General features: G+C 60.0%; 22 protein-coding genes and 1 pseudogene. 11 read left to right on the top strand and 12 right to left on the bottom strand.

The window, feature by feature from the left end; all coding sequences use genetic code 11:
• A complete protein-coding gene (gene gbcB / locus NTD84_RS24000) occupies nt 1-1,101 on the bottom strand; it encodes a glycine-betaine demethylase subunit GbcB (protein WP_262170761.1) in 1,101 nt (366 codons plus the stop codon).
• A gap of 286 nt (nt 1,102-1,387) precedes the next feature.
• Between gbcB and gbcA the strand changes: the two genes are divergently transcribed.
• A complete protein-coding gene (gene gbcA, locus NTD84_RS23995; protein WP_262170760.1) occupies nt 1,388-2,683 on the top strand; it encodes a glycine-betaine demethylase subunit GbcA in 1,296 nt (431 codons plus the stop codon).
• Between the two features lie 65 nt (nt 2,684-2,748).
• On the opposite strand, the gene NTD84_RS23990 is transcribed toward gbcA, so the two are convergent.
• Nucleotides 2,749-5,376, bottom strand: a complete 2,628-nt coding sequence (locus NTD84_RS23990; protein ID WP_262170759.1) for a fibronectin type III domain-containing protein — start codon at nt 5,374-5,376, stop codon at nt 2,749-2,751.
• Between the two features lie 271 nt (nt 5,377-5,647).
• On the opposite strand from NTD84_RS23990, the gene NTD84_RS23985 reads away from it, so the two are divergent.
• Nucleotides 5,648-6,094 (top strand): hypothetical protein, encoded by a 447-nt coding sequence (locus NTD84_RS23985; protein ID WP_262170758.1) that lies wholly within the window; start codon nt 5,648-5,650, stop codon nt 6,092-6,094.
• A 701-nt stretch (nt 6,095-6,795) separates the two neighbouring features.
• Here NTD84_RS23985 and NTD84_RS23980 read toward each other — a convergent pair.
• From NTD84_RS23980 to NTD84_RS23950, 7 genes are all read right to left on the bottom strand, one after another.
• Complete coding sequence (locus NTD84_RS23980; protein WP_262170757.1) at nt 6,796-7,368, bottom strand: GNAT family N-acetyltransferase; 573 nt, start codon at nt 7,366-7,368, stop codon at nt 6,796-6,798.
• Between the two features lie 125 nt (nt 7,369-7,493).
• Nucleotides 7,494-8,264, bottom strand: a complete 771-nt coding sequence (locus tag NTD84_RS23975) for an electron transfer flavoprotein subunit beta (RefSeq protein ID WP_262170755.1) — start codon at nt 8,262-8,264, stop codon at nt 7,494-7,496.
• A 15-nt stretch (nt 8,265-8,279) separates the two neighbouring features.
• Nucleotides 8,280-9,500 (bottom strand): electron transfer flavoprotein subunit alpha/FixB family protein, encoded by a 1,221-nt coding sequence (locus NTD84_RS23970; protein WP_262170753.1) that lies wholly within the window; start codon nt 9,498-9,500, stop codon nt 8,280-8,282.
• Nucleotides 9,500-11,449 (bottom strand): dimethylglycine demethylation protein DgcB, encoded by a 1,950-nt coding sequence (gene dgcB / locus NTD84_RS23965; RefSeq protein ID WP_262170750.1) that lies wholly within the window; start codon nt 11,447-11,449, stop codon nt 9,500-9,502. Before dgcB ends, NTD84_RS23970 begins: the two co-directional genes overlap by 1 nt.
• 171 nt (nt 11,450-11,620) lie before the next feature.
• The gene (gene dgcA, locus NTD84_RS23960; protein ID WP_262170748.1) at nt 11,621-13,681 is read right to left on the bottom strand and encodes a dimethylglycine demethylation protein DgcA; all 2,061 of its coding nucleotides are present in this window, start codon (nt 13,679-13,681) and stop codon (nt 11,621-11,623) included.
• Between the two features lie 15 nt (nt 13,682-13,696).
• A complete protein-coding gene (locus tag NTD84_RS23955; protein WP_007947752.1) occupies nt 13,697-14,227 on the bottom strand; it encodes a DUF5943 domain-containing protein in 531 nt (176 codons plus the stop codon).
• A gap of 79 nt (nt 14,228-14,306) precedes the next feature.
• The gene (locus tag NTD84_RS23950; RefSeq protein WP_008033250.1) at nt 14,307-15,284 is read right to left on the bottom strand and encodes a dipeptidase; all 978 of its coding nucleotides are present in this window, start codon (nt 15,282-15,284) and stop codon (nt 14,307-14,309) included.
• 231 nt (nt 15,285-15,515) lie between these two features.
• Here NTD84_RS23950 and NTD84_RS23945 point away from each other — a divergent pair, with 231 nt between their 5' ends.
• The 3 genes and pseudogenes from NTD84_RS23945 to NTD84_RS23935 all read left to right on the top strand — a co-directional run bounded on the left by NTD84_RS23945 (nt 15,516) and on the right by NTD84_RS23935 (nt 16,606).
• A complete protein-coding gene (locus NTD84_RS23945) occupies nt 15,516-15,917 on the top strand; it encodes a lysozyme inhibitor LprI family protein (protein ID WP_262170746.1) in 402 nt (133 codons plus the stop codon).
• An 18-nt stretch (nt 15,918-15,935) separates the two neighbouring features.
• Nucleotides 15,936-16,157, top strand: a pseudogene (locus NTD84_RS23940) (helix-turn-helix domain-containing protein); the annotation flags it as partial.
• Nucleotides 16,158-16,189: 32 nt separating this feature from the next.
• A complete protein-coding gene (locus tag NTD84_RS23935; protein ID WP_262170745.1) occupies nt 16,190-16,606 on the top strand; it encodes a DUF3010 family protein in 417 nt (138 codons plus the stop codon).
• 147 nt (nt 16,607-16,753) lie between these two features.
• Here the strand turns inward: NTD84_RS23935 and NTD84_RS23930 are convergent, their stop codons facing one another.
• The gene (locus tag NTD84_RS23930; RefSeq protein WP_262170744.1) at nt 16,754-17,713 is read right to left on the bottom strand and encodes a GlxA family transcriptional regulator; all 960 of its coding nucleotides are present in this window, start codon (nt 17,711-17,713) and stop codon (nt 16,754-16,756) included.
• Between the two features lie 204 nt (nt 17,714-17,917).
• Here NTD84_RS23930 and choX point away from each other — a divergent pair, with 204 nt between their 5' ends.
• The 6 genes from choX to NTD84_RS23900 all read left to right on the top strand — a co-directional run bounded on the left by choX (nt 17,918) and on the right by NTD84_RS23900 (nt 23,339).
• Nucleotides 17,918-18,862: a choline ABC transporter substrate-binding protein gene (gene choX, locus NTD84_RS23925; RefSeq protein WP_262170743.1), complete on the top strand. Its 945-nt coding sequence runs from the start codon at nt 17,918-17,920 to the stop codon at nt 18,860-18,862.
• Between the two features lie 73 nt (nt 18,863-18,935).
• Nucleotides 18,936-19,823 carry a 3-keto-5-aminohexanoate cleavage protein gene (locus tag NTD84_RS23920; protein ID WP_262170741.1) on the top strand — a complete coding sequence of 296 codons (888 nt, stop codon included), beginning with the start codon at nt 18,936-18,938 and terminating at the stop codon, nt 19,821-19,823.
• Nucleotides 19,824-19,954: 131 nt separating this feature from the next.
• A complete protein-coding gene (locus tag NTD84_RS23915; RefSeq protein WP_262170740.1) occupies nt 19,955-20,920 on the top strand; it encodes an L-carnitine dehydrogenase in 966 nt (321 codons plus the stop codon).
• A 121-nt stretch (nt 20,921-21,041) separates the two neighbouring features.
• The gene (locus tag NTD84_RS23910; RefSeq protein ID WP_262170737.1) at nt 21,042-21,518 is read left to right on the top strand and encodes a thioesterase family protein; all 477 of its coding nucleotides are present in this window, start codon (nt 21,042-21,044) and stop codon (nt 21,516-21,518) included.
• Nucleotides 21,519-21,531: 13 nt separating this feature from the next.
• Nucleotides 21,532-22,695 carry a gamma-butyrobetaine dioxygenase gene (locus NTD84_RS23905; protein WP_262170735.1) on the top strand — a complete coding sequence of 388 codons (1,164 nt, stop codon included), beginning with the start codon at nt 21,532-21,534 and terminating at the stop codon, nt 22,693-22,695.
• Between the two features lie 380 nt (nt 22,696-23,075).
• Entirely contained in the window at nt 23,076-23,339 is a 264-nt protein-coding gene (locus tag NTD84_RS23900; protein ID WP_150765250.1) for a hypothetical protein, read from the top strand.
• Nucleotides 23,340-23,453: 114 nt separating this feature from the next.
• Here the strand turns inward: NTD84_RS23900 and NTD84_RS23895 are convergent, their stop codons facing one another.
• Nucleotides 23,454-24,557 carry a GlxA family transcriptional regulator gene (locus NTD84_RS23895; RefSeq protein WP_262170730.1) on the bottom strand — a complete coding sequence of 368 codons (1,104 nt, stop codon included), beginning with the start codon at nt 24,555-24,557 and terminating at the stop codon, nt 23,454-23,456.
• A 520-nt stretch (nt 24,558-25,077) separates the two neighbouring features.
• A complete protein-coding gene (locus NTD84_RS23890; protein ID WP_262170727.1) occupies nt 25,078-26,454 on the bottom strand; it encodes an L-serine ammonia-lyase in 1,377 nt (458 codons plus the stop codon).
• Between the last annotated feature and the right edge of the window lie 84 nt (nt 26,455-26,538).

Below are 26,538 nucleotides of genomic sequence, written 5' to 3'. Positions count from 1 at the left end.
TCAGAACTCGATACGCACATCGCCCTTCGGCACGCTGCAGCACGACAGGATGAACCCTTCGGCTTCGTCTTCCTCGGTGATCCCGCCGTTGTGCTCCATCTCCACTTCGCCACCCAGCTTCAGCACCTTGCACGTCCCGCAGATGCCCATCCCGCAGGCCTTCGGAATCAACAGACCGACCTTGGCCGCAGCGGCGTGAACGGTCTCGCCCGGCGCCACGCGGATGCTCTTGCCGGATGAAACAAACTCCACCTGATGCAGATCCGCCACGTCGACTTCCGGTGCATCCGCCGCTTGTTCGGCCTGCTCGACCGCGTCGGCACGGGCTTCCGGTGGCGTCGCACCGAAGGATTCCTCGTGATACCGCTTCATGTCGAAACCCGCCGTTTCGAGCATGCGCTTGACTGCATTCATGTACGGCGTCGGCCCGCAGCAGAACACTTCGCGCTCCATGAAATCCGGGGCCATCAGCTCAAGCATCTTGTGATTCAGGTAACCGCGATAACCGGCCCACGGCTCGCCCAGACCATGCTTCTCGCAGATAAGGTGCAGGCTGAAGTTATCGATACGCGAGGCCATATGTTCCAGCTCGCGGTGGTAAATGATGTCTTTCGGCGAACGGGCGCTGTGGATGAACACCATGTCGATGTTGCCGTTGGTGTCGTAGAACCAGCGCGCCATCGACATGACCGGCGTGATGCCAACCCCGCCGCTGAGGTACAAAACCTTCGGCGCCGTGAAGTCCATGGCGTTGAACAGCCCGACCGGGCCGTGCACCGCCAGTTCCTGACCTTCGTGCAGCGTATCGTGCAGCCAGTTCGACACCTTGCCGCCCGGCACGCGCTTGATGGTCACCGAGAAGCTGTACGGCACCGACGGCGAGCTGGAAATGGTGTAGGAGCGCATGATCGGCACGCCTTCGATTTCCAGCTCCAGGGTGACGAACTGACCGGGCTTGAAGAAGAACAGGATCGGCTGGTCGGCCATGAAGCAGAAGGTGCGCACATCCCAGGTTTCCTGGATGACTTTGACGCAACGGACGATGTGTCGACCATTGGCCCAGGTCTGGGTGGTTACCGGATTCAGGAAGCTGTTGGACATGCTGTTCTCCACCGCCGATGGTCGGCCTTATGTTGGCGATTCTGCGTATAGCGCAGATCACCCATTTACCTATCTGCGACATTCACATACTTATCGCGACCAGCCCGCAACGACCGGGGGTTGCGCGTCGGGAACAGATTGGGCCATGTCGCCCATGGATAAGGTTCCGGGCAACGGCGGCCCCACACTCGCCCCACACAAAGACGATTTCCTTACACCCTTGCGTAGCACACCGTATCAGCCACTATTTCGCCGGCCACACAGAATGGCCATGAGGATCAAATCGATGGACGTCACCGCAAAAATCAGCCTGGGCGATCCGCTGGAACCCGCACGCAAGGCCACCGCGCAGATGCTGCAAGAGCGCGAACGCACCTTCTCGCTGCCGCAGCCGTTTTACTCTGACGAGCGGCTGTTTGATATCGACATGCAGGAAATTTTCCAGAAAGAGTGGTTGATCGCCGGCATGACCTGCGAAATCCCGACCAAGGGCAACTACATCACCCTGCAAATCGGCAAGAACCCGATCATCGTGATTCGCGGTGCCGAGGGCGTAGTGCATGCGTTTCACAACGTCTGCCGCCACCGCGGTTCGCGGCTGTGCACCAGCGACAAGGGCAAGGTCGCCAAGCTGGTTTGCCACTACCACCAGTGGACCTACGAACTGGACGGGCGCCTGCTGTTCGCCGGCACCGAGATGGGCGCCGACTTCGACATGAAGCAATACGGCCTGAAACCGGTGAACGTGAAGACCGCCGGCGGCTACATCTTCATCAGCCTGGCGGAGAACCCGCCGGCCATCGATGACTTCCTGTCGACGCTGAACCATTACATGGAACCGTACGACATGGAGAACACCAAGGTGGCGATCACCACCACCCTGGTGGAAAAGGCCAACTGGAAACTGGTGCTGGAAAACAACCGCGAGTGCTACCACTGCAACGCGTCGCACCCGGAACTGCTGAAAACCCTGCTGGAATGGGACGACGTCACCGATCCGCGCGCCGACCAGGCGTTCAAGGACCACGTCGCCGCTTCCGCCGCGGCCTGGGAAGCGGAAAAGATCCCTTACGCCCACGCCAGCTTCGGTCTGCGTAACCGCATCGTGCGCATGCCGCTGCTCAAAGGCACCGTGTCGATGACCATGGACGGCAAACAGGGCTGCGCCAAACTCATGGGCCGCATCAAGAACCCGGACCTGGGCTCGATGCGCATCCTGCACCTGCCACACTCGTGGAACCACTGCATGGGCGACCACATCATCGTATTCACCGTGTGGCCGGTCAGCGCGCAGGAAACCATCGTCACAACCAAGTGGATCGTGCACAAGGACGCGGTCGAAGGCGTGGACTACGACGTGGAGCGCATGCGCCAGGTCTGGGACGCCACCAACGACCAGGACCGTCGCCTGGCCGAAGAAAACCAGCGCGGGATCAACTCCACGGCTTATCAGCCTGGTCCTTACTCGAAGACTTACGAGTTTGGAGTGGTGAACTTTGTGGATTGGTACAGCGAACGGTTGTTGAATAACCTGGGGGCTGAGCCTGCGCCGTATCTCAAGGGCGTGTCGGTTCAGGGCTAAGCGTTGGACAAAAGCGGATAGGCGAAACTGAGGCTCGTACGTTCAACGCACGAGCCTCAACTTCATCAAGGCTTCGGTATAACCGTGATTCTATTCCAGTCGGACTCCCCGCCCCCCGCAAACCTGCATTGCACGCCAAACACCATGGGTAATCCGACCAGCAGGTTGTTTACTGAATGAGTCATCCCTGCCAAAGCAGTGGGCTGTCCACTTGGGAAAATCTTGAAGGAGTAGCCAATGACGGCTTCCGCATTATCTCGAGGAGGTCCCCAGGCAAATGAAACGTTACGCTGGCTATTTTTTGTCACATGAAAATTTGATGGGATTGTCAGTCCACCCGAAGTTTCAAATGTAACGGTCGCCGGGTCAGATCGAACATTCGCGTAATTGACGGCGTAAACAACAAAGGTATAGCGCGTATTGGTAGACAGATCCCTAACGGTAATCGAGCGGTCCGTAATGTGTTGCTCCTGCTGCCCTTCCAGATAACAAATATAGGTGACCGGATAATCCCCGGGCGGCAGCCAGTTCAATTGCGCACTGTGTGGCCCTGCACTCACGTTCAAGCCACGCGGCGCCCCTGGTTTTTCGGGCATTACCGGCCCGCCGCTCGCAGTAACAGACTCTGCGATAGATGCATTCCCGTGAGTGTCGATCGCCCAGATCTCGACGGGGTACTCTGTCAGCTCCAATTTTGACGTTTCAAAACTATTCGCCGAAGCCGGTATTACAACCGGAGGCTTTTCATGGACGGATATTGCATAGTTCACAACGTCCACACTGGCGGATCTGTCCCAACTTAATGTCATATCCGTAGCAGTTTGCGTGGAAACTTTAAAGTTGGTAACCGGCAACGGAATGGTCAAATTAACCGCAAGATCAACGGTGACCTGAGGAGATTTCTCTCCGGTTCCCATGATAAAAACAGCGGCTTTTACGATAAACCGATCGCCCACCTGCGCATAATCCGTATAGCTTGGAACGCCGTAGTCGAACGGAATCAGGGGAAGCGGAATGCTATCAGTGACGAACTCGAGCGCTATTTGCATGCCCATGGGATTAGGCAAAGGAATCGGGTCCCAGGTAATGACCGCACGAAACAAGTCGTCCGCCATATCAAGCGGTATATAGACAACTTGAGGATTGACCAACGCAGGCAACGCGGGTCGAATCAGGCCAGCCCACTCGGAGTAGTTACCGTTAAGATCTTTTGCCCGAATTTCGATCAGCTGCTGCTCGTTGGCTGGTACGCCCTGAAATTCAAATGAAAGTGCGCTGGTGAAGCCCTTGTACACTCCATTGATCCGCACGTCGTAACCTGCCACGCCACTCCCGTTCCCGTCGGAAGACGCGACCCACTTAACGCGAACAGTTGGATACCCGTATTGGGTGAATTCAAGGTTCGAGGGCATCGTGGGAGGGACCGTGTCCTGCAGCAACTCTACTTCGTTTGAAAAAGCGGAGAGGTTTCCGGCCAAATCAACCGCTTGCACCTTGAAAACGCTGTTCAGTCGATTCAAATCCTTGACCAGGTAGTGAGTACCGCCCGAAGTGAAAACACGTTTGTCATTTTGAAAAATCAGGTAGTGTCGAACGCCTACCGCATCCGTCGATGCATTGAACGAAAAAAGCGCCGTGTTCTGGTAGTACTCGTCCTTGGCGCCTTCGTCAGTCAGTCTTAATTGCCTGACGACAAATTGAGTGGGGGCGCTTGGCGGAGTTCGATCCCGCCCTATTTGCAGGTTAAGTGCTATGCACTGGTCAACGACGCTGACGCGCGTATCCTCTCGCTCGATAAAATCGGCCATTAGAATATTAAGTTTCCGGCCGCCTTCTGCAAAAGGTAGCAACCGTATCGGATGATTGCGTGCCAAGTGTTTCGGCCCGCCATTTATACCTTCCTCATACACGGTAGCGCTCAACGCCCAAGGATAGTTAGTAGGGGGCGCTTTCATCGTCGCGATGATCATTTGCTCGATGCCATGCTCACTATAATCAGCCGGGCTCCATAGGTGGCTGATGCCGTGCCACAGAAGAGCTGTTTCCGGATCATCCAATGGCCAGTCAATCGTGTTTCCATATTTGAAGCATAAAGCAATATTAGCGCTGGGGTGATCTTCAAAAATATCTTCCAGACTCTTATTTAAAGCACTCCTGGGTAACAAGCGGGACTTAATTGACTGAAAATACTTCAAGCAACGCTCAAGGCTGTTGTATGAAAAATTTCGCCCTTTATCGTAACTATGGAAATCGAGCATCACAATTTCTCGAGGATTTGCTTCCGCAAACGCCTTGACGTCGGCAACCAGATGTTCCAGTCGACGATTACCGAAGTTGCCATGCTGAAACTCAAACACGTCATAAAACTTGGTCTGCGGCGAATGCCTACCCGTGGTCTTCTTGTAACTGTTGTCGACAAGACGTAAATCCAGAACTCGAGCGCCGGCCCTCAACTGCTCGATAAACCGGCCATCCTGACAGGCTGTCCACTGCTCCCCGATAAAATCGATTGCGCCCTTATCCGCTCCGGCATTGTGAGCGCCCGGTAACGCGAGCTCCCACAAACGCATGTGTTTGATGTCGTTGAAAGAATCGCTCATCCAACGGCTGTAGTTCACCGTGGGAACAATGGGTTTTATTTCGGCGGAGTCTGACGCTTGCGTAGCGGGTTTGGTTGTTTTCTTAGCTGTCATGACGGCATTCCTTCGGAAAGTCAGGCGCCTGTCACAATGCGGCACTTTTATGTTTTGCGTAACTAGCAGAAATGATAGTAAGGAACAACAAGGGAGTAGAGTAAACCCGACATCGGAACACAGAACGGGCACCTGTACCACTATCAGATCTGCTAGTGGCATTCTCGTTAGTGGCCGCTATGATTAACCAAGGTCACTATGACTAATTGTGATACGCCAATCCTGAAACCAAGGCGTTTCGCAGTTTCGCTCTAACTTCGAGGACAACATCATGCTTGTTATTCCTACAACTGCAGAAAGACAACGTCTTCTTAAAGAACAACAGAATAACAACAGGCTCGGCACGTTTACTGCCACACTGGAAGTTTCCCCCTTTGATTTCAAAGCAGACGTGGCCTACCTACATTACGATGATCCTAAAAGATACAACCTTCTGGCCGATATCGACACGCCCGACCATTTCTATAGTTTTGGAATGTTTATTCCGCGTAATGCAGAAGAGGGGACGATCAGAGTCAGTACAAACCCTTATAGCGAAACTACCGTTTATGTGGCTTACCTTGCAGCCGTGGACGGGGGTTTGAAGTTTTTCATCGGCGCCAGCGGCTTTGTGAATTACCAATACTTTCCTGCGGAGCGGCGTATCCAGGGGCAATTTGAATACCGGGATGTGCTTGGGAAAACGTTCAAGGGCGCATTCAACGTGCATGAGTCCTGATTCAAAATGGCTGGGCTCAATCGATGGTCCGCCAGCCGGGATTGAAACACTCATCTGGTCGAAATTTGACCTATTGCGTCCAGCACCACGCCGTACGTGCCCTCCAGGCCTCCGCTAACAAGTTATCCACATCACAACCCACAGCTATTGGGGACAACTCGATAATCGGGATAACTTGCACACCAGAAGCTCAAGAAAATCCGTGACTTATCCAGAAAGACACGCCCGCGGCGTTATTGGATATTTTTTGACCTAAAGCGTACGAACCCCGTTTTATAAGGCTTGCAGACGAGGGCGAACACCTTATCCACAGAAACGCCAACAGACTTTGGGGGCAACTTTCGAGACTCTGTAGAAAACCGCGAAAAGCCTTGAAAAATAGAGCTTTTCAGACGCTTAGAGACGTAAATTGGTTAACTTGAGTGTTTTTTGATCAGTCGCCTGAGAGCCCCGTGCCTTAAGGCCTGTAGCAGTCAGCGAACATCTTATCCACAGATGCACCAACAGAGATTGGGGGCAAGTTCATCATTGCAGAAAACTTATCCTCAGGGAAAACCCCTCAAAAACCGACAGTTAGCCTGATCGTTTATTGTACGAAGGCTTGAAGGGCCTGATTTCAATGGTCTGTAGAGAGGGACAAACATGTTATCCACAGAAGCACTAACAGCGATTGTGGATAACCACGCTACCCGGAGATTTGTTTACGCTTCAGGCCGGTGCATCAAGTAGGCCTCACCCGTGACACGAATCATCGGGTGTGGCGTGATCTGGCAGTTTTTGACGATGCGGAAACCATGGCGCTCATAGAAGCGCCGGGCGCCAGTGTTGACGGCGTAGTCGATCAGGCTGAGGCCCTTGAGGCCCAGACGGTTGGCACGCGCATGGGCGTGAGCGAGGAACTGTTTGCCCAGGCCCTGGTTGCGCCAGCCTTCGTGCAGCGCCAGGCTGGAAATGTAGAGCGTGTCGGGGATTTCCATGTCGGCGTACGGCGCCAGCACCGGGTCGGTGGTCGGCTCGGCCAGCGGATCGTGGCGCATGGCGTAGCTGTGCAGCATGCCGATGACCTGGCCATCGGCCTCGGCAATCAGGCAATTCTGGTACGAGAAGTCCACGTCGTCACGGGCGTAACGCAGGGCGCCGACGTCCAACAGGTCCTGGCCGGGTTCGGCGATTTGGCTCCAGATGTAATCGGCGGCCCCTTCGGAGGAAATCTGGAACAGCCGGGCAATCTCCCGCGCGTCGCTGCGCAGGGCTGGACGGAATTCAGCAGGCATTGATTTTTTCCCTTGTGGGAGCGGGCTTGCTCGCGAAAGCGGTGGTTCAGTTGATGTCCCTGTAGCTGATACACCGCTTTCGCGAGCAAGCCCGCTCCCACATTTTGATTAGTGGTGGATGAGGGTTAGCGAACCACGCCTTCTTCGATCAGCAGTTTGAGAATGGCTTCGGCTCCCGCTTGTGCGGTCACGCCTTTGAGCACCTGCCCGCCCCCGCCACTGGCCTTGGCCGTCGCAGCTTTCATCCGATCGGCGCCGCTCTTGGCCTTGATCACTTTCAGGCGTTTCGGTCGTGGTTTGGCCGGTTGCAGCGTGGCGACCGCCAGCAGTTCATCGTCGATCACTTCGACGTCGTCCGCCTGCAACACCCCGCGCCGTGCCGGGCCGTAGGCGCTCTGCCGCGGCTTTGGCGCCGCGTTATCCACCGTCGCGAGGAACGGCAGCCGCACTTTCAGGCGACGACGCTGACCACGTGGCAGCGCCTGGAGTACCAGTGCCGAACCGCCGTCGATGGATTCAACCTGAGCCAACCCGACCACCAGCGGCCAGCCGAGGCTTTCCGCCAGCAGAAACGGCAACATGCCCGAGCCTTCACCGGTTTCCGCCTGACTGCCGGTCAGCACCACCTGTGCCCCGGCGTCACGCAAATAGGCCGTCAACGCCGGTAGCGCATCGGCCCCCGAAGGTTGCTCCAGCACATGCAACTGTTCCAGCCCCATCCCCAGATACGCGCGCAACGCCGGTTCCGCGACGTCGCCGGCATGCAGCACGTGCAGGTTATCCCCAGCCAGTTGCAGGCCCAGTTCCACCGCCCGCGCATCCTGCTCCGCGCGACGTGGCCGGCCGGAAGTCGGGTGGGCGCCTATAGACACCAGGCTGATGATTTTCGTGCTCATAACCCTTTCCTTTCCTTAAGCCGCATCGCGCTTGGCGTCGTTGCGGTAAGTCGCTACCGCGTCGATCAAGGCTTGAAGAATCTCGGCACTCTCGCCGATCACCGACAGGTCGGCCCGTTTGATCATGTCGCAGCCCGGGTCGAGGTTGATCGCCACCACCTTGTCGCAGGCCCCGATACCTTGCAGGTGCTGGATTGCCCCGGAAATCCCCACCGCGACGTAGACCCGCGCGGTGACCCAGGTGCCGGACGCGCCGACCTGCCGGTCCCGCGCCATGAAACCATCGTCCACCGCCACCCGGGACGCGCCCTCGGTGGCGCCGAGGGCTTCGGCAGTCCTGTGGAAAAGTCCCCAGTCCTTGACCCCGTTGCCACCGGAGAAGATGAATTCGGCTTCGGCCATCGGAATCGCCGCCGGGTCCACCGCCACCGCGCCCAGGTCCTCGATCCGCGACAAGCTGCGCGCCACGGTTGTGGATAACTCCACCGGCAACGCTTCGTGACGGGTTTCGCTGACCGGTTCGGCGCATTCGGCGGCGGCCAGGATCAGCCGTGCGACCGGACGTGCGAGGTCTTGCAAGCCAGCACCGGCGCGGCCGATGCACTCTTGATCCTTGACCTGCCAGACGCGCGTGGCCGGGCGTTCGCCCAGGGCAGCGGCAAAGCGGCGACCGAGTTCGCCGCCGCCGCTGCGGCTGTCCGGCAGCAACCAATGGCGCGGATTGAACTGGTTATCCACAGCCCGCAGGCCCTGGACCCGTTGTTCCGGTGCATAACCGCTGAATTCGTCGCCTTCAAGCAACAGCAAGCGATCGACGCCCGCCGTGGCGAAGGCGTTTTCCTTGTGCTCGCCGAAGACCACGGCCAATACCGCGCCGTCCTTGCCAGCCAGTTGATGGGCCAGGCCGAGCAAGTCGCGATCATGACTGCTCAGGCGACCACCGACCATGTCCGGCACCACGCTGATGAAGAACGCCGGTGCCGGCACTTGATGCAACGGCACCTGCACTTCCACGGCCGCCGACCGTTTGGTCGCGCCGCCCTGCTGGGCGCCGCTGCGGTCGATGCGCTTGATGCCGTTGGGGCCGATAAAGCCGATGCCATGCAGGTTCTTGCGGATCACCCCGTTCGGGCCCATCCAGCTGTGTTGCGCCGGTTGCATGGCCGCGTGCAGCGGGTGCAGGCGGTTACGGGCAATCCATTCGGCGCGGGGGTCGCGGCGGATAATGTCGCTCATCAGTGGGCCTCCGCGGGTTCACGTTGGGCCGACGTGACCGGTTTGCTCGGGGCCGCGTCTTCGAGCAACGCGTCCGCCACCAGTTCGGCGATGTCCTTGATCAGCGGTCGCGGTTCGACCACGCCTTCGAGCATCGCGGTGCATTGTGGACAGCCCACAGCCACCAGCTCGGCGCCGGTTTCGCGGATGTCGTCCATGCGCATGTCGGGGATGCGTTGCTTGCCCGGAATGTCGGTGATCGGCGCGCCGCCCCCGCCGCCGCAGCAGCGCGAACGGAAACCGGAGCGTTGCATTTCTTTCACCTCGATCCCGAGGGCGCGCAACACTTCGCGCGGCGCCTCGTATTCGCCGTTGTAGCGGCCGAGGTAGCACGGGTCGTGATAGGTCACGCTGCTGCCTTTGTGCTGGCCGAGATTGAGTGCGCCGGCGCCGATGATTTCCGCCATGTAGGTGCTGTGGTGCTGCACCAGGTAGTTGCCATCGAAAGCGCCATATTCGTTTTTCAGTACGTGGAAGCTGTGCGGATCACACGTGACGATGCGGTTGAAGCTGTATTTGGCCAGGGTCTGGATGTTGCGTTTGGCCAGCAACTGGAAGGTCGCTTCGTCACCCAGGCGTCGGGCCACGTCGCCGCTGTCGCGCTCTTCAAGGCCGAGCACAGCGAAGTCGACCTTGGCCGCTTTCAGCACTTTGACGAAAGCGCGCAAGGTGCGCTGGTTGCGCATGTCAAAGGCACCGTCGCCGACCCAGAACAGCACGTCGACGTTCTTCTTCTCGCTCATCAGAGCGAGGTTCAGGTCAGCCGCCCAGTTCATCCGTCCGCCCGGCGCGAAGCCGCCCGGGTTGTCGGTGGCGATCAGGTTTTCCAGGACCTCGGCACCCTTGTTCGGGGTCGCGCCTTTTTCCAGCGTCAGATGGCGGCGCATGTCGACGATGGCGTCGACGTGCTCGATCATCATCGGGCATTCCTCGACGCAGGCGCGGCAGGTGGTGCACGACCACAGGGTTTCAGCGTCCACCAGACCGTTGACGATCGGTTGGTGCGGATTGCCCGCGTGTTCGCCGATAGGCTTTCCTGGATAAGGGCTGCCAGCGAAATTCGCGTCGGTGCCACCGGCCAAACCGACGACCATGTCCTGGATCAGCTTTTTCGGGTTCAACGGCTGGCCGGCGGCGAACGCCGGGCATGCCGCTTCACACTTGCCGCACTGCACGCAGGCGTCGAAGCCGAGCAACTGGTTCCAGGTGAAATCCTTGGGTTTTTCCACGCCCAGCGGTGCGCTCGGGTCGTTGAGGTCCAGCGGTTTCAAACCGGTGGAACGCCCGCCGCCAAAACGCTCGGCGCGGCGGTGCCAGGCCAGGTGCAGGGCGCCGGCGAAGGCGTGCTTCATCGGCCCGCCCCAGGTCATGCCAAAGAACAGTTCCGAGACACCCCACAGCACGCCGATCCCGAGGATCACGGCGAGGATCCAGCCACCGAAGTTTTCCGGAAGAATCCCCGCCACCGGCAAGGTCACCAGAAAGAACGACGCCGAGAACGCCAGCAGGCTTTTCGGCAGGCGCATCCACGGGCCTTTCGACAAACGGGCGGGCGGGTTGCGCCGACGCAGGTAGACGAACACCGCGCCGACGAACATCACCGCTGTCATCAGCAACAGTGCATAACCGAGAAAGCGGTTATGCAGGCCGAACCCGTGCACCAGAATCGCCAGCGCCACCGACGCCACTGCCCCACCGGCCGTGGCCACGTGTGTGTTGGCGATGTATTTGTCCCGCGCGACCACGTGGTGCAAGTCGACCATGTAGCGCTTGGGCATGGCGAACAGGCCACCGATCAGGTCGACTTTCGAAGCTCGACCCCGGCGCCACATGGCCGCCCGCCGTAACGCGCCGAGAACCGCGAGGCCCAGGGCAGCGAACAACAGGATTGGAAGAAGGGTGTTCAACATGGTGGAGCTCCCAAAGACCTCGGGCTTAACTGACTGGATGCCGTGCTCGCCCCCTGTAGGAGCGAGCTTGCTCGCGAAAAACTTGAGAACGCCACGCTGAATCAGATTTCCCGCGTCATCGTTCAATCCCATCGCGAGCAAGCTCGCTCCTACAGGGTTATCCACACGCGCTTAGAAATCCTTGCACAACCGCAGCGCGTCGTAGATCGCCGCGTGGGTGTTGCGTTGCGCCACGCAGTCGCCGATGCGGAACAGCAAATAGCCGTCGCCCGCCTGGCTCAAAGCAGGCTGCGGCTTGATCGCGAACAAGGCTTCGATGTCCATCTGGCCTTTGTTACGCGAGCCTTCCTTCAGCGCGTAGTAGATTTCTTCGTCCGGGCGCACGCCGTTTTCGACGACGACCTGGTCCACCACCCGCTCCTCTTTGGCGCCGGTGTATTCGTTCTCCAGCACCGCCACCAGCTTGTCGCCTTCGCGGTAGACCTTCTCCAGCATCATGTCGCCGGTCATGATCACTTCTTTCGGGTACATGCTGCGGTAGTAGGTCGGGAACGACGTACCGCCAATCGCCACGCCCGGCTTGATGTCGTCGGTGACGATCTCGACCTGGCTGCCCTTGTCGGCGAGGAAGTCCGCCGCGGACATCCCGGTGAACTCACAAATGGTGTCGTAGACCAGCACGTTCTTGCCCGGTGCCACCTTGCCGTCGAGGATGTCCCAGCTGCTGACCACCAGGCCTTCAGCCGCGCCCCAGTGCTCATTCTGCTCGAGGAACGGATGACCGCCAACGGCGAGCACCACCACGTCCGGACGCAGGTCGAGAATGGTCGCCGCATCTGCCGCCACGCCGAGGCGCAGGTCGACTTTCAGCCGCGCCAGCTCCAGCTGGAACCAGCGGGTGATACCGGCGATCTGGTCCCGTTGCGGCGCTTTGGATGCGGTAGTGATCTGCCCGCCGATGAATTCTTTTTTCTCGAACAGGGTCACGTCATGGCCACGTTCAGCCGATACGCGAGCGGCTTCCATCCCCGCAGGACCGGCACCGACCACCACGACCTTGCGCTTGACGCCGGTCGACTTCTCGATGATGTGCGGCACGCCCATGTATTCCCGGGACGTCGCGGCGTTCTGGATGCACAACACGTCCAGGCCCTGGTACTGGCGGTCGATGCAGTAGTTGGCGCCGACGCACTGCTTGATCTGGTCGACCTGGCCCATCTTGATCTTGGCGATCAGGTGCGGGTCGGCGATGTGGGCGCGGGTCATGCCGACCATGTCGACGTAACCGCCCTCCAGGATACGAGTCGCCTGGTTCGGGTCCTTGATGTTCTGCGCGTGCAGGACCGGGGCCTTGACCACTTCCTTGATACCGGCAGCCAGGTGCAGGAACGGCTCCGGTGGATAACTCATGTTCGGAATTACGTTGGCCAGGGTGTTGTGGGTGTCGCAACCCGAGCCGACCACGCCGATGAAGTCGATCATGCCGGTGTCGTCGTAGTACTTGGCGATCTGCTTCATGTCCTCGTGGGACAAGCCGTCCGGGTGGAATTCATCACCGCACAGACGGATGCCGACGCAAAAATCCGGACCGACTTCAGCCCGCACAGCCTTCAACACTTCCAGGCCGAAACGCATGCGGTTCTCGAAGCTGCCACCCCATTCATCGGTGCGCTTGTTGACCCGCGGGCTCCAGAACTGGTCGATCATGTGCTGGTGCACAGCGGACAGCTCGACGCCATCCAGGCCACCGGCCTTGGCCCGCGCGGCGGCGCTGGCGTAGTTGCCGATCACCCGCCAGATTTCTTCCGGCTCGATGGTCTTGCAGGTGGCGCGGTGCACCGGTTCACGGATGCCCGATGGCGACAGCAGGGTCGGCCAGTGCTCGCCGTCCCAACGGGACCGACGGCCCATGTGGGTAATCTGGATCATGATCTTGGCGCCATGCTTGTGCATGGCATCGGCCAGATTCTGGAAGTGCGGAATGATCCGGTCGTCGGCCAGGTTGACCGATTTCCACCAACCTTGCGGGCTGTCGATGGCCACGCTGGAGGAGCCGCCGCAAATCGCCAGGCCGATCCCGCCCTTGGCTTTCTCTTCGTAATACTTGACGTACCGGTCGGTGGTCATGCCGCCGTCGGTCGCGTAGACCTCGGCGTGCGCGGTGCTGAGCACGCGGTTGCGGACGGTCAGTTTGCCGATCTGGATCGGCTGGAACATTGCTTCGAAAGCCATGGCAGGGTCCTCGACTTACAACGGCTTGACGGTGAACAAACCGTCGTCGTGGCCTTCTTCGGAGCCACCGTAGACTTGCTCGGCAACGGTGCGGATCTTGCTGCCGCGGGCCTGCAGAATCTGGTCCATGGCACCGGCAAACCAGCCGGTGAACATGTAGTCGACCTTGCGCCCGACCTTGCCGTAGACGTAGACGAACGCCGAGTGTTCGAGCTTGACGCTGGCGGTGCCTTTGTCGAGGTCGATGTCCTGGATCTTGAACAGGCCCCAGCCGCGTTGCGACAGGCGTTTCATGTAGTGCTCGAACACCGCGACGCCTTCCAGGCCGTGGCATTCGGCTTCTTTTTCACACCAGTGCCAGGCGGACTTGTAGCCAGCCTTGTAGAGGATTTCGGCGTAAGCCTCGGCGCCCAGCACTTCCTCGATGCCCATGTGGTTGTTGACGAAGAAGTGACGCGGAACGTACAGCATCGGCAGGGCGTCGGAGGTCCAGACACCGGTTTCGCTGTCGACTTCGATTGGCAATTGAGGGGCGATCTTGGCCATGGAAACTTAACTCCAGAAAAATTTTGGTGTTGCCCCCGGCGCGAATGGCCGGGGGAAAGGATTCAGAGGTGCCGGCGGCTTATTCGCCCCAGACGTCTTTCAAGACGTTGACCCAGTTCTCGCCCATGATCTTGCGCACCACGCGCTCGGAATGGCCGCGCTTGAGCAGGGTTTCAGTCAGGTTCGGGAACTCGCCGACGGTGCGGATGCCCAGCGGGTTGATGATCTTGCCGAAGCTGGTCAGGCGGCGGGCGTAGCCCTTGTCATGGGTCAGGTATTCGAAAAAGTCCTGGCCATGGCCCTGGGTGAAGTCGGTGCCGATGCCGATGGCGTCTTCGCCGACGATGTTCATGGTGTATTCGATGGCTTCGGCGTAGTCGTCGATGGTCGAATCGATGCCCTTGGCCAGGAACGGCGCGAACATGGTCACGCCAACAAAACCGCCGTGGTCGGCAATGAACTTGAGTTCTTCATCGGACTTGTTGCGCGGGTGAATCTTCAGGCCGGACGGCAGGCAGTGGGAGTAGCAGACCGGTTTCTTCGATTCGAGAATCACTTCCTCGGACGTCTTGGAGCCGACGTGGGACAGGTCGCACATGACGCCGACGCGGTTCATCTCGGCGACGATCTCGCGACCGAAACCCGACAGGCCGCCGTCACGCTCATAGCAGCCGGTGCCCACCAGGTTCTGGGTGTTGTAGCACATCTGCACGATACCGACGCCCAGCTGCTTGAACACCTCGACGTAGCCGATCTGGTCTTCAAAGGCGTGGGCATTCTGGAAGCCGAAGAGGATGCCGGTCTTGCCCTGCTCCTTGGCCTTGCGGATGTCGGCGGTGGTGCGCACCGGAATCACCAGGTCGCTGTTCTCGCGGATCAGCTTCTGGCTGGCGGCGATGTTGTTGACGGTGGCCTGGAAGCCCTCCCACACCGACACGGTGCAGTTGGCCGCAGTCAGACCGCCCTTGCGCATGTCTTCAAACAGCTCGCGGTTCCACTTGGCGATAATCAGCCCGTCGATAACGATGCTGTCGGCGTGCAATTCGGCTGGGCTCATCAGGCTGTCCCCTATTAGCGATTCATGCGCCGAATCGTGTGCCGGCGCTTTGGGGCCAGCATATGCCTCGGTGCCGGGGCAGCCGGGTGCAAAAACGACAGGGGAATTGCCGAAAGCGTCAATCCGCGACAAAGGGTCGTCGCCGGGCCTTATCAGCTGGCTGTTCAACGTCGTCCGCTTGGGCCAGAATTCGGCGCATTACTGGATGCTTACTGGATTTAGGGCGACCCAATGAAATCGATCTTCCTGGCTTTGGCACTGATAGCGACCGGCGTACAGGCGGCTGAAGAGTCCGACAACAACCCCTGCGATGCAGTCGAAAACGACGTCCAGACCCTGGAATGCTCGGTCTACAGCAGAACCACCGCCGAAGACCTGCTCAAGGACAACTACCAAAGTCTCAACGAGCGCATGCAAATGCTCTACGACAAGAACCCGACGCAACTGGCCGACATCACCGGCAAAATCAAGGTCGCCCAGCAGCAGTGGCTGAAAACCCGCGACGCCGACTGCGCCGTCGAAGCCTTCCCGGCAACCAGCGGCAGCAAAGCCTTCACCATCGCGCAAAATGATTGCGTGGCGCGAATGAGCGATGAACGGTCGGAGTTTTTGGAATCGATCGGGCAGGAGTAACGGATAAGCATGACAACTGAATTGATCCCCCACGAAGTAGTCAGCCGCATCGTTGATGGAGCATTGCCAATTAGAGCCTGGCGCGAACACCTGAACCTTACCCGGGATGAAGTGGCCAAACGCATGGGCATCTCCCAGCCGGCCTTCGCCCAACAAGAGACGGTGGCGAAGCCACGCAAGGCCACTCGCAAAAAAATTGCCGCGGCCTTTGGCATCACCGCCGATCAACTTGAGCTGTAGGCTGCCCACCACCATTTGTGAAAGGGATTGAAATGAAAATCTGCGGCATCGAAATCAAAGGCAGTGAAGCGATCATCGCCGTGGCCTCGCTCGACGATCAGGGGTTGAGCCACGTCGCGCTCAACACCAGGAAAATCGCCCTCGACGATGACGACGAGGCAGCGAACGTCAAGGTCTTTGCCGCTCAGGTCGCGTCGTTTGTGCGGGAGAATTCCATCGACCGGATCGCGATCAAGAAGCGCAGCAAGAAAGGCGAATTTGCCGGTGGGCCGACGACGTTCAAGATCGAGGGGATTTTCCAGTTACTGGAGAGTTGCGAGGTGACGCTGCTGTCGCCGCAGACGATCAATGCGCAGAACAAGAAGTTCGATTTTGCGCTGCCGGCGACGTTGAACAAGTACCAGCATGAAGCGTTCAAGGCAGCGTGTTCGGCATTAATGAAAAAGTAACCCCATCTTCCACACGATGAGGATCAAACGTGGGAGCGGGCTTGCTCGCGAAAGCGGCATGTCAGACGACATCGATGTTGAATAAATGACCGCATTCGCGAGCAAGCCCGCTCCCACAGTGGTTTTGTGTCTGGCGCAAGTCCCTTGTCAAACCAGCTCCCGTCCATCCCCCAACCGACGGCGATCCTCCCGCGGACACCGCTCAAACCGTGCCCGATAACTGCGGGTGAAATACGACGGCGATTCAAACCCGCACGCGATACTCACTTCCAGCACGCTCATGTCGGTCTGGCGCAACAGCTGCCGCGCCTTTTCCAGCCTCAGCCGCAAGTAGAAATTGCTCGGTGTGTCGTTCAGATGCAGGCGAAACAGCCTTTCCAGCTGCCGTCGGGTCACTTTGATCGACTCCGCCAGCTCCAGCGTTGTCAGCGGCGGTTCGCTGTGTTGTTCCATCTCACCGATCACCTGCACCAGCTTCTTGTTGCGGATGCCATAACGGGTGGCGACTTCCATGCGCTGGTGATCTTTGCGCGGACGAATGCGGCCGAGCACGAATTGCTCGCTGACCTGGATCGCCAGTTCCGGGCCGTGGGCCTGGGCGATGAGGTCGAGCATCAAGTCAATGGACGCGGTGCCGCCGGCAGAGGTGATACGGCGGCGATCGATCTCGAACAGTTCCTGGGTGACGCTGAGCTGTGGATAAGATTCCTTGAAAGCGTCGATGGCTTCCCAGTGCAGGGTCAGGCGATGACCGTCGAGCAGGCCGGCTTCGGCAAGAACGAAACTGCCGGTGTCGATGGCGCCGAGAGTCACGCCTTCGTTGTCCAGCCGACGCAGCCAGTGTTCCAGCGCCGGCGTGGCGAATTTCAGCGGCTCGAACCCGGCGACCACCAGCAATGTCGCGCCTTTCTTCAGCGGCTCCAGGGCTGCATCGGCGTTGACCGACATGCCGTTGCTGGCCAATACCGCGCCGCCGTCAGCGCTCAGCACGTGCCAGCGATACAGCTCGCCGCGAAAGCGATTGGCGACCCGCAGCGGCTCGATGGCCGAGATGAAGCCGATGGCCGAGAAACCCGGCATCAACAAAAAGTAGAAATCCTGGGACATGAAGCGCACTCGACTGGCAGGAGGGCGGGTGACGTGACGATGTTGATACGCCAGTTGTCGCTGGCATTCAAGAGGTCAGGTCGCTGCAGTGCAATAGCTGGTCGCCGTAGTGCGTTTGTACCGGGGCCTAGCTGCGTAACTTGTTCATCACCGGCGCACGAAGATGCCGGAACCCACAATAACGCCTGCCGAGGAACCCCCGACATGAAACGACTGATCAGCAGCTGTGTCCTTGCACTCAGCGGTACTGCTTTCTTGAGCGCCAGCGTCATGGCGGCCGAACCCGCGTCTTGCCAGAACGTGCGCATGGGCGTCGTGAACTGGACCGATGTGATCGCCACCAGTGCCATGACCCAGGTCCTGCTCGACGGCCTCGGCTACAACACCAAACAAACCAGCGCCTCCCAGCAAATCATCTTCGCCGGGATCCGCGACCAGCGCCTGGACCTGTTCCTGGGCTACTGGAACCCGCTGATGACCCAGACCATCACGCCGTTCGTCGACGCCAACCAGGTCAAGGTCCTTGAAGCACCCAGCCTGAAAGACGCGCGCGCCACCCTCGCCGTGCCGACGTATCTCGCCGACAAGGGCCTGAAAACCTTCGCCGACATCGCCAGGTTCGAGAAAGAACTGGGCGGCAAGATCTACGGCATCGAGCCCGGCTCGGGCGCCAACACCCAGATCAAGGCGATGATTGCCAAGAACCAGTTTGGCCTCGGCAAGTTCCAGTTGGTCGAGTCCAGCGAGGCCGGCATGCTCGCCGCGGTGGATCGCGCCGTGCGCCGCAAGGAAGCCGTGGTGTTCTTCGGCTGGGCGCCGCACCCGATGAACGTCAACGTGCAGATGACTTACCTCACCGGCAGCGACGACGCCCTGGGCCCGAACGAAGGCATGGCCACCGTCTGGACCGTCACCGCGCCGAAATACGCCGAGCAGTGCCCGAACATCGGCCGCCTGCTGAGCAACCTGACCTACTCCGCCGAAGACGAGAGCCGGATGATGCAGCCGCTGCTGGATCACAAGGACGCGTTCGAATCGGCCAGGCAATGGCTCAAGGATCACCCGCAAGACAAGCAACGCTGGCTCGAAGGCGTGACGACCTTCGATGGCAAACCGGCGGCTGACAATCTGAAACTCACCAGCAAATAACCCGAACCGAACCACCGATTCGCAGCCCGACCGGGCTGCGAACGGCACCACCACGCCTGTAAGGAACCGCCTCATGAACCACGACGTCATCATCACCTGCGCACTCACCGGTGCTGGCGACACGACCGCCAAAAGCCCACACGTGCCGGTCACCCCGAAACAAATCGCCGCTGCCGCCGTGGAAGCCGCCAAGGCCGGCGCCACCGTGGTCCACTGCCACGTGCGCAACCCGGAAACCGGCAAGTTCAGCCGTGACGTGGCGCTGTACCGCGAAGTCATGGAGCGCATCCGCGAAGCCGACGTCGACATCATCGTCAACCTCACCGCCGGCATGGGTGGCGACCTGGAAATCGGTGCGGGCGAGAACCCGATGGAGTTCGGCCCGAACACCGACCTGGTCGGCCCGCTGACCCGCCTGGCCCACGTCGAAGAATTGCTCCCGGAAATCTGCACCCTCGACTGCGGCACCCTGAACTTCGGCGACGGCGACACCATTTACGTGTCCACCCCGGCGCAACTGCGCGCGGGCGCCAAACGCATTCAAGAGCTGGGCGTCAAAGCCGAGCTGGAAATTTTCGACACCGGTCACCTGTGGTTCGCCAAACAGATGATCAAGGAAGGCCTGCTCGACGATCCGCTGTTTCAGCTCTGCCTGGGCATCCCGTGGGGCGCACCGGCCGACACCACCACCATGAAAGCCATGGTCGACAACCTACCGGCGAATGCGGTCTGGGCCGGTTTCGGCATCGGTCGCATGCAGATGCCGATGGCCGCGCAGGCGGTGCTGCTGGGCGGCAACGTGCGGGTCGGGCTGGAAGACAACATCTGGCTGGACAAGGGTGTGCTGGCGACCAATGGCCAACTGGTCGAACGCGCCAGCGAGATCCTCAGCCGCCTGGGCGCCCGCGTCCTGACCCCGGCGGAGGGCCGGGTAAAAATGGGCCTGACCCAGCGCGGCTAACCCCAACACATCACCCTGTAGGAGCGAGCTTGCTCGCGAAAAAGGTACATCCAACGCCAATCAGCGCCTGGAATACCTTCGCGAGCAAGCTCGCTCCTACAAGGGATCACCGAATATCTTAGGAAGTGGCCATGACGTTTATTACCGAAATCAAAACCTTCGCCGCCCTGGGCAGCGGTGTCATCGGCAGCGGCTGGGTGTCGCGTGCCCTCGCCCACGGCCTCGACGTGGTGGCCTGGGACCCGGCGCCCGGTGCCGAAGCCGCCCTGCGCAAACGCGTCGCCAATGCCTGGGGCGCGCTTGAGAAACAAGGCCTGGCGCCCGGCGCCTCCCAGGATCGCCTGCGCTTCGTCGCGACCATCGAAGAGTGCGTACGCGATGCCGATTTCATTCAGGAAAGCGCCCCGGAACGGCTCGATCTGAAACTGGAATTGCACAGCAAAATCAGCGCTGCGGCCAAGCCTGACGCACTGATCGGTTCCAGCACCTCTGGCCTGTTGCCGAGCGAGTTCTACGAGAGTTCGACCCACCCGGAACGCTGCGTGGTCGGCCACCCGTTCAACCCGGTTTACCTGCTGCCGCTAGTCGAAGTGGTCGGTGGCAAGAACACTGCGCCGCAAGCCATTCAAGCGGCGATAAAAGTCTACGAATCCCTGGGCATGCGTCCGCTGCACGTGCGCAAGGAAGTGCCGGGGTTCATTGCCGACCGCTTGCTCGAAGCGCTGTGGCGCGAGGCGCTGCACCTGGTCAACGACGGCGTGGCAACCACCGGTGAAATCGATGACGCAATCCGTTTTGGCGCGGGCCTGCGCTGGTCGTTCATGGGCACCTTCCTGACCTACACCCTGGCCGGTGGCGATGCAGGAATGCGCCACTTCATGGCGCAATTCGGTCCGGCGTTGCAATTACCGTGGACCTATTTGCCGGCGCCGGAGCTGACCGACAAACTGATCGACGACGTGGTTGAGGGCACCAGTGATCAGCTCGGCAAACACAGTATTTCGGCACTGGAACGCTATCGTGATGATTGCCTGCTGGCCGTGCTCGAGGCGGTGAAAACCACCAAAGAGAAGCATGGGATGGCGTTCAGCGAATAAACCAGCAGGACCGGCGCCATCGCCAGCAGGCTGGCTCCCACATTGGAATGCATTCCCTTGTGGGAGCCAGCCTGCTGGCGAAAGCGGCAGTGCAGACCCCATCAATGTTGGAAAAGAAATCATGCCCGCCCTGACCACCTACCAAACCAAAATCATCCCCGACTGGGTCGACTACAACGGCCACCTGCGCGACGCGTTCTACCTGCTGATTTTCAGCTACGCCACCGACGCCCTGATGGATCGCCTCGGCATGGACAGCAACCATCGCGAAGCCAGCGGCCACTCGCTGTTCACCCTGGAACTGCACCTCAATTACCTGCACGAAGTGAAGCTCGACGCCGACGTCGAGGTGCATACGCAGATCATCGGCCACGACAGCAAGCGCCTGCACCTCTATCACAGCCTGCATCTGATCGGTGATGACAAGGAACTGGCGGGCAACGAGCAAATGCTGCTCCACGTCGACCTCGCCGGGCCGCGATCCGCGCCGTTCAGTGAAACGACGCTGGGCAGGCTGCACGCCATCGTTGCTGAACAGACCGACCTGCCTGCCCCCCAATACATTGGCCAAGTGATCGCTTTACCGACAAAAAAATAACAAGGAGATCGCCATGAACACCGCCGCTGCATTTGCCGACTTTCGTACTTATCCGTTGATCAGCGCGCTAAGCAGCGTGCACACCCAGGCGGATCGCGTTCTCGTTACCTGGGCTGATGAGCGTGTCAGCCCGTTCCACCATCAATGGCTGCGGGACAACTGCCCGTGCCCGCAATGCGTCTACACCGTGACCCGCGAGCAAGTGCTGGAAATCGTGGACGTTGCGCCAGACCTGACGACAGCGGATGCCCGTATCGACGCTGACGGTTGCCTGAGCGTCGATTGGCAGGACGGCCATCAGAGCCGCTTCGATCCGGGCTGGCTGCGGGCCCATGCCTATGACGATGCGTCCCGTGCCGAGCGCCGGGCCGGCAAGCCACAATCCCGGTTGTGGAGAAACGACTTACAGTTGCCGGTGTTCGAGTATCAGGCACTGATGAATGACAACGACGCCTTGCTGCAATGGCTGCTGGCCGTGCGTGATATCGGTCTGACCCAAGTCCGTGGCGTGCCCACCGAACCCGGCTCGCTGAAGCTGATCGCCCAGCGGATTTCCTTCATCCGCGAGAGCAATTTCGGCGTGCTGTTCAACGTGCAATCCAAGGCCGACGCCGACAGCAACGCCTACACCGCTTTCAACCTGCCGCTGCACAGCGATTTGCCCACCCGTGAGCTGCAACCGAGGCTGCAATTTCTGCATTGCCTGGTCAACGACGCCGACGGTGGCGAGAGCATTTTCGTCGACGGTTTTGCCATCGCCCAGGCGTTGCGCGAAGAGGATCCCGAGTCGTTTCGGGCGCTGTGTGAAATCCCCGTGGAATTCCGCAACAAGGACCGTCACAGCGACTACCGCTGCCTCGCGCCGATCATCGCGCTGGACGCGTTGGGGCAGGTCTCGGAGATCCGCATGGCGAACTTTCTGCGCGGGCCGTTCGATGCATCGGTGGAGGACATGCCCAGGCTGTATCGTGCCTATCGTCGCTTCATCGCCATGACCCGCGAGGCGCGGTTTCGGCTGATGACGCGGCTCAATCCCGGTGAGCTGTGGTGCTTCGACAACCGCCGTACCCTGCATGCGCGCAATGCGTTCGACCCGACTACCGGCGCCCGACATTTCCAGGGTTGCTACGTTGATCGGGATGAGTTGCTGTCTCGGATCTTGGTGCTACAGCGTTAGACCGTGTCATCGTTCATCGCGAGCAGGCTCGCTCCCACAGTGGTTTTGCGTCGTGCACACATCAACTGTAGGAGCGAGCCTGCTCGCGATGGCACCCGCCCGGACAACACAAAAACCAGGATTTACCGGCAAAAAAAAACCTCGATGCAAGCCGTGACAAGATCGAGGCAGAAGGTACTGTTGAGGAGCCGTCGCGCGAGGGTGACCAAACCTTCGTGAACCAGCTGAACCCAGTGTGCCCACTCCCCCGCTACGCAAGTTAGCCGAAAACGACCTGTTCATAGGTATTGCGGCCATTGCGACAAATCGTCCTTGCCGCCACTCCGCACCCCTACGAGAATCGAGCCACACGACACCGTTCCCTGAAGAAGGATTGCGTCATGATGCACGCCGATTTGATTGACCAGGAAGACCTGTTGGGCCAACTGAAGTCGTTGGGTTTCCAAGTGCCGAACGGCTCCACCGCCGAGCAGGCGTGCGAGTGCGCAGTGCGGGGCTTGAACGATGAACGGGCGATAGTGCTACGGACCATGGTCAAGCAGATGTACACCAGCAGCGCGACCATCCTGCCGGCCGTGCGCCAGGCCATTGACCGGCAATTGCTGCCGGCGTTGGCGGAGTATCAACAAAGCCGTAGCGCCTGACAGGACGCCATCGCGGGCAAGCCCGCTCCCACAGGGAGCCAGGGTGGATCACAATTTTGCAATCCAACCCAAAACCTGTGGGAGCGGGCTTGCCCGCGATAAAAGCGCCTCGGTCTAGAGCCGGACGCTGGCGAAAGTCGACTCGTTCCGCGCCTGACTCAACGCCGACAGCGGCCCGGACAACGGCGACAGCACCAGCGCTTGCGGCAGCGGCATCATTGCCACTTGCTGCGCGGTATTGGAGCCGACGCGTTCGTCGCGCGGCGGGATGCCGAAGTATTCGCGGTAGCACTTGGAGAAGTGTGGTGTGGACACGAACCCGCACACCGACGCCACTTCGATGATCGACATCGGCGTTTGCTTGAGCAGCTGTCGGGCGCGAATCAGGCGCAGCTTCAGGTAGTAACGCGACGGCGAGCAGTGCAGGTATTTCTGGAACAACCGCTCGAGCTGGCGACGGGACACGGCGACGTACACCGCCAGTTCATCGAGGTCGATCGGTTCTTCAAGGTTGGCTTCCATCAGCGCGACAATTTCCTGCAGCTTCGGCTGGTTGGTGCCGAGCATGTGCTTGAGCGGCACGCGCTGGTGATCCTGTTCGTTGCGGATGCGCTCGTAGACGAACATCTCGGAAATCGCGGCCGACAGTTCACGACCGTGATCACGGCTGATCAGGTGCAGCATCATGTCCAGCGGCGCGGTGCCGCCAGAGCTGGTGAAACGGTTACGGTCGAGGGTGAACAGGCGGGTGCTCATGGCGACGCGCGGAAACGCCTCTTGCATCGCCGCCAGGCATTCCCAGTGCACGCTGCAATCGAAGCCGTCCAGCAGGCCGGCGCAGGCCAGGGCCCAGCTGCCGGTGCACACCGCACCGAGACGCTTGGATTGCCGCGCCTGGCTTTGCAGCCACGAGACGTGTTCGCGGGTCACGGTGCGTTGAATGCCGATACCGCCGCAGACAATGATGGTGTCCATGGCCGGTGCTTTGTGCATGGAGGCGTCGGGAGTGATCTGCAAGCCGTCACTGGCCCAGACCTGACCGCCGTCGACGGTGAGCGTGGTCCAGCGATACAGCTCGCGACCGGACAACTGGTTGGCCATGCGCAGCGGTTCCACGGCGGAGGCCAGAGAAATGAGCGTGAAATTGTCCAGCAGCAGAAAGCCGATGGATTGAGGCGCACGGTTCTGGGGTTGAGCCCCGGAGTTGAACGTCGTCATCGCGGTATCTCCTCACACAAAGCGGGTGATGGCCTCAGGCGGAGGCTCTTGTTATTGCCATCGTTCTCGCGTGGGAGACGGGCTTTGTAATGACAGAGCAATTGCCATGCCTAAAATTGAATACGCGTTCAATAACTCCTGAAAACGACGTCGCGGCGCGTCTATATAAGCCGCGCACCGAGTGGGGGTTATAAGTGCCATTACCGGCGAAAACGCTCTGCCCCGTTGGGCTTGAGCAAATCGGTAGCACTTGTGGGAACAGGGCTACGGCGACTTGAGGGAGAGTGTCACCGCAAGCACAGGTGACAGGCGGTAATGGCCAGATTGAATGACTGGCCGGGAGCAGGCGCTTATCTGTAAGCGACGCGCCAAAAGGTGGCGCGTTTTAAATCGGATGTTCACTTAGCGCGCAGTTTTGACTGATCTGGCCCTATCGCCAGCAGGCTGGCTCCCACCTGTTTTGTGATCAATACGAATCTGCTGTGGGAGCCAGCCTGCTGGCGATAAGGGCGTCTCGGTCTCAGCACTCCACCGCGCTAACCGCCAACCCACCCCGCGATGTCTCCTTATATTTGTCATGCATGTCCGCCCCGGTATCGCGCATGGTGCGGATCACCCGATCCAGCGAGATGAAATGCTGGCCGTCGCCGCGCAATGCCATTTGCGCCGCGTTGATCGCTTTCACCGCAGCGATCGCGTTGCGCTCGATGCACGGCACCTGCACCAGCCCGCCCACCGGGTCGCAGGTCAGGCCAAGGTTGTGTTCCAGGCCGATTTCCGCCGCGTTGCACAACTGCTCCGGCGTGGCGCCAAGAATCTCCGCCAGGCCCGCCGCCGCCATGGCACAGGCCGAACCGACTTCACCCTGGCATCCGACTTCGGCGCCGGAGATCGACGCGTTCTTCTTGCACAGGATCCCCACGGCTGCGGCGCTGAGGAAATAGTCGACGACGTTGGCTTCCGTCACCACCTCGCTGAATTTCATGAAGTAATGCAACACCGCCGGAATGATCCCCGCCGCGCCATTGGTCGGTGCCGTGACCATGCGCCCGCCGGCGGCATTCTCTTCGTTGACCGCCAGGGCGAACAGGTTGACCCATTCCATGGCGCTCAAGGTCGAGCCGATCACATTGGGCTTGTTCAGCTCCTGCAGGCTGCGGTGCAATTTTGCCGCGCGCCGGCGCACGTTCAGGCCGCCGGGCAGGATGCCTTCGTGCTTGAGGCCGTGCTCCACGCAATCCTGCATGGCGCGCCAGAGCTTCATCAGCCCGGCGCGGATTTCTTCTTCGCTGCGCCAGACCTTCTCGTTGGCCAGCATCAATTCGGCCACGCGCAGGTTGTGCTGCTTGCACAGGCTGAGCAGCTCGACCGCGCTGGAAAAATCGTAGGGCAACTCGGTGCGATCCAGATCCACCACGCCGCTGGACGCCTGCGCTTGATCCACGACAAAACCGCCGCCGATGGAATAGTAGGTGTCACGATGCAGCTCACCGCCCTCGCCTTCGGCGACCAGGGTCATGGCGTTGGGGTGGAATGGCAGGTTTTCGTCGATCAGGCGCATGTCCCGGGCCCAGATGAACGGCACCGACCAACGGCCGTCGAGCAGCAGCGTGTCGGTTTCGCGCAGGGTCGCAATGTGCACGCCGATCAGCGATGGATCGATCGCGTCCGGCCACTCGCCCATCAGGCCCATGATCACCGCGTTGTCGCTGCCATGGCCGATGCCGGTGGCCGACAATGAACCATAGAGCTGAACTTCGACACGCCGCACCTGTTCCAGAAGACCCTGCTCGCGCAACCCCTGGACGAACAGCGCCGCGGCGCGCATCGGCCCCACGGTGTGCGAACTGGAAGGGCCGATGCCGATTTTGAACAGGTCGAAAACGCTGATAGCCATTACTGCCGAACTCCTGGATGTGCCTGCTCCAGGCGCAAAAGCGCCCGGTGACGGAGCTGCTACGCTCAAGCTGCAATCCGCCGA

The sequence above is a fragment of the Pseudomonas sp. 14P_8.1_Bac3 genome, assembly GCF_025466085.1.
Classification (GTDB): Bacteria; Pseudomonadota; Gammaproteobacteria; order Pseudomonadales; family Pseudomonadaceae; genus Aquipseudomonas.
The sequence above is the reverse complement of the archived record's forward strand: the minus strand, read 5'-3'. Positions and strand labels throughout refer to the sequence as shown.

What these genes read in the sequence shown, in the direction of transcription:
- gbcB (WP_262170761.1), bottom strand. Translation starts at nt 1,101, where the DNA reads ATGTCCAACAGCTTCCTGAATCCGGTAACCACCCAGACCTGGGCCAAT.
- gbcA (WP_262170760.1), top strand. Translation starts at nt 1,388, where the DNA reads ATGGACGTCACCGCAAAAATCAGCCTGGGCGATCCGCTGGAACCCGCA.
- NTD84_RS23990 (WP_262170759.1), bottom strand. Translation starts at nt 5,376, where the DNA reads ATGACAGCTAAGAAAACAACCAAACCCGCTACGCAAGCGTCAGACTCC.
- NTD84_RS23985 (WP_262170758.1), top strand. Translation starts at nt 5,648, where the DNA reads ATGCTTGTTATTCCTACAACTGCAGAAAGACAACGTCTTCTTAAAGAA.
- NTD84_RS23980 (WP_262170757.1), bottom strand. Translation starts at nt 7,368, where the DNA reads ATGCCTGCTGAATTCCGTCCAGCCCTGCGCAGCGACGCGCGGGAGATT.
- NTD84_RS23975 (WP_262170755.1), bottom strand. Translation starts at nt 8,264, where the DNA reads ATGAGCACGAAAATCATCAGCCTGGTGTCTATAGGCGCCCACCCGACT.
- NTD84_RS23970 (WP_262170753.1), bottom strand. Translation starts at nt 9,500, where the DNA reads ATGAGCGACATTATCCGCCGCGACCCCCGCGCCGAATGGATTGCCCGT.
- dgcB (WP_262170750.1), bottom strand. Translation starts at nt 11,449, where the DNA reads ATGTTGAACACCCTTCTTCCAATCCTGTTGTTCGCTGCCCTGGGCCTC.
- dgcA (WP_262170748.1), bottom strand. Translation starts at nt 13,681, where the DNA reads ATGGCTTTCGAAGCAATGTTCCAGCCGATCCAGATCGGCAAACTGACC.
- NTD84_RS23955 (WP_007947752.1), bottom strand. Translation starts at nt 14,227, where the DNA reads ATGGCCAAGATCGCCCCTCAATTGCCAATCGAAGTCGACAGCGAAACC.
- NTD84_RS23950 (WP_008033250.1), bottom strand. Translation starts at nt 15,284, where the DNA reads ATGAGCCCAGCCGAATTGCACGCCGACAGCATCGTTATCGACGGGCTG.
- NTD84_RS23945 (WP_262170746.1), top strand. Translation starts at nt 15,516, where the DNA reads ATGAAATCGATCTTCCTGGCTTTGGCACTGATAGCGACCGGCGTACAG.
- NTD84_RS23935 (WP_262170745.1), top strand. Translation starts at nt 16,190, where the DNA reads ATGAAAATCTGCGGCATCGAAATCAAAGGCAGTGAAGCGATCATCGCC.
- NTD84_RS23930 (WP_262170744.1), bottom strand. Translation starts at nt 17,713, where the DNA reads ATGTCCCAGGATTTCTACTTTTTGTTGATGCCGGGTTTCTCGGCCATC.
- choX (WP_262170743.1), top strand. Translation starts at nt 17,918, where the DNA reads ATGAAACGACTGATCAGCAGCTGTGTCCTTGCACTCAGCGGTACTGCT.
- NTD84_RS23920 (WP_262170741.1), top strand. Translation starts at nt 18,936, where the DNA reads ATGAACCACGACGTCATCATCACCTGCGCACTCACCGGTGCTGGCGAC.
- NTD84_RS23915 (WP_262170740.1), top strand. Translation starts at nt 19,955, where the DNA reads ATGACGTTTATTACCGAAATCAAAACCTTCGCCGCCCTGGGCAGCGGT.
- NTD84_RS23910 (WP_262170737.1), top strand. Translation starts at nt 21,042, where the DNA reads ATGCCCGCCCTGACCACCTACCAAACCAAAATCATCCCCGACTGGGTC.
- NTD84_RS23905 (WP_262170735.1), top strand. Translation starts at nt 21,532, where the DNA reads ATGAACACCGCCGCTGCATTTGCCGACTTTCGTACTTATCCGTTGATC.
- NTD84_RS23900 (WP_150765250.1), top strand. Translation starts at nt 23,076, where the DNA reads ATGATGCACGCCGATTTGATTGACCAGGAAGACCTGTTGGGCCAACTG.
- NTD84_RS23895 (WP_262170730.1), bottom strand. Translation starts at nt 24,557, where the DNA reads ATGACGACGTTCAACTCCGGGGCTCAACCCCAGAACCGTGCGCCTCAA.
- NTD84_RS23890 (WP_262170727.1), bottom strand. Translation starts at nt 26,454, where the DNA reads ATGGCTATCAGCGTTTTCGACCTGTTCAAAATCGGCATCGGCCCTTCC.